Source organism: Azospirillum sp. P4_B5, from assembly GCF_056402275.1.
In genome coordinates this window covers 1-1,772 of record NZ_JBFUHT010000121.1, presented here as the reverse complement: position 1 = coordinate 1,772, position 1,772 = coordinate 1, and the positions used below count along the sequence as shown (strand labels likewise).

Sequence of the window (1,772 nt, the reverse complement as noted above, 5' to 3'; positions counted from 1 at the left end):
CCGGCGTGCGTGCGGCCACGCGGTCGCCGCCGGGGCGCCGGGCCGCGCCGGGCACCGCCGGACTGTAGGGCTCCGGAGCGCCGAGGCGGGAGGCCGTGTCGATGGCCGCGTCCGCCGCGGCGAGCGCCCGCGGTAGCAGGTCCGGGTGCGCCTCGGCGACGCGGGGCGGAACGGCGTGGCCGGCGTCCAGGGCCTGGCGGAGCACCTGGTGGTGCAGCACCCGCGCCGCGGCGGACGCGTCGCCACGCACCGCGGTGTCGTCAACCCGGACCTCCCATTGCGGCGCGTCCGCCGGCCAGCCGAACACCTCGATCTGGTTCTGGTACCCATGACGGTTGGTGTCGGCGCGGGCGTAGCGGGCGAGCGGTTCGCTCGCGCAGAACTCGACGAGGGTCTTTTCCCAAGCCGGGCGCTCCCCGGTCCGCCCGCCGACACCGAGGCGCACCGGTCCGTCGGCGCCGCGCGCCACCGCCGGCTGCGTGCCTTCGACGGCCACCGGCGTGGCCTGGGAGGCGGTGGTCAGATCCGCCTGGAGCTGGCGGTCGCGGTCGACGAGCAACCCGGTGAGGCGGGCGCCGTCGCGGATGGAGTGATACCCCGCGCCTTCCACCGCCGCGCGGATGTCACGGTCCGAGGCGTAGCGCCGCAGAGCCCGGTAGAGCTGTTCGCCGGTCAGCGGCGGACCGTCGTCCCGCGCCTCCTTGCGCCGGCGGCCGAGCACCGTGTTCATCGCCGAGCGGGCGGCGTTCGCGAGGCCGTTCTGCCAGCGGCCGGTGAAGGTCGCGTAGGCCTCGTAGGTATCGGCCAGCTTCTCCAGCCCGGCGCTGCGGGCGATCTTCGCCGCCTCGCGGACGGGGATCTTCGCCGTCACGTCGAAGACGCGCGCCCGCTCGGCGACGCGGCCCTCCACGGTCCGCTTGTAGATGTCCTCCCAGCTCTGGAAGCCGTTGCCCTCGAAGGCGTTGCGCATGCGGTCGGCGAAGCGGGCAAGCCCGCTCATGCCGGCGGGCGGCTTCTGGCCGGCCTTTCCGGCGAAGTACCGTTTGGCCGCCCATTTGGCGAAGGCCTCGGCCGCCCGGTCGTTGTAGCCGTGCTCCTGCGGGCGACCGAAGGCGGCCTCGACCACCCGCTTCTCCTCCGGCTTCAGCAGACCTTCGATGGAATGGTAGATCTCGTGGTAGCCGGTCTCGACGGGGTCGCCGAGCCGGATGTCCTGGCTGATGGCGCAGACCTTGTGGGTCTCGAACCACAGGCCGAGGAGGGGCCGCCGTCCGGCGTCGGCGATGCCCCCGATCGACACGTCGTCGGAGCCGTACAGCCGGTCGACGACGCGGATTTCCGCGTGCGGGTTGACCTGCCGGGCGATCTGCACCAGCTCCGCCCGGACCTGGCGCAGGGCGGCGGGGAAGGTTTCGTCCATGCCGCGGACGTGCTCGCCGGTGTAGTCGGCGAGCAGATCGAGGGCGGAGGGCGGAACGATGCCGGCCAGTGCCCCGTCCGGCCCCGCGGTCTGGAGGAAGTTGGCGATCGGCGCGCCGCGGTAGCGGCCGTCCAGAGTCGGGTCGCGGTAGAGGACGTAGCCGTTCTGCAGCGGCACCACGGTGCCGAAGGAGGACCCCAGCTCCAATGCCAGATGTTCGTTGAGCATGCCCGCCTGACGGGTCTCGGTGCGGGCGACCTCGGCGTCCCCGGGGGCCGTGTTGATGCGCGCGAGCAGCGACTGGACTTCTTCCCGGATCATGTGCGCGTCCGTCTGTGGCGGGGTGGGGGGC

1 protein-coding gene is annotated in these 1,772 nt (G+C 73.4%); it reads right to left on the bottom strand.

What is annotated here, in order from left to right; translation table 11 throughout:
• Nucleotides 1-1,741, bottom strand: a 1,741-nt coding sequence (locus AC1DVI_RS32265; RefSeq protein WP_476961453.1) for a hypothetical protein, incomplete at its 3' end; no start/stop codon positions are given.
• Nucleotides 1,742-1,772: the final 31 nt, after the last annotated feature.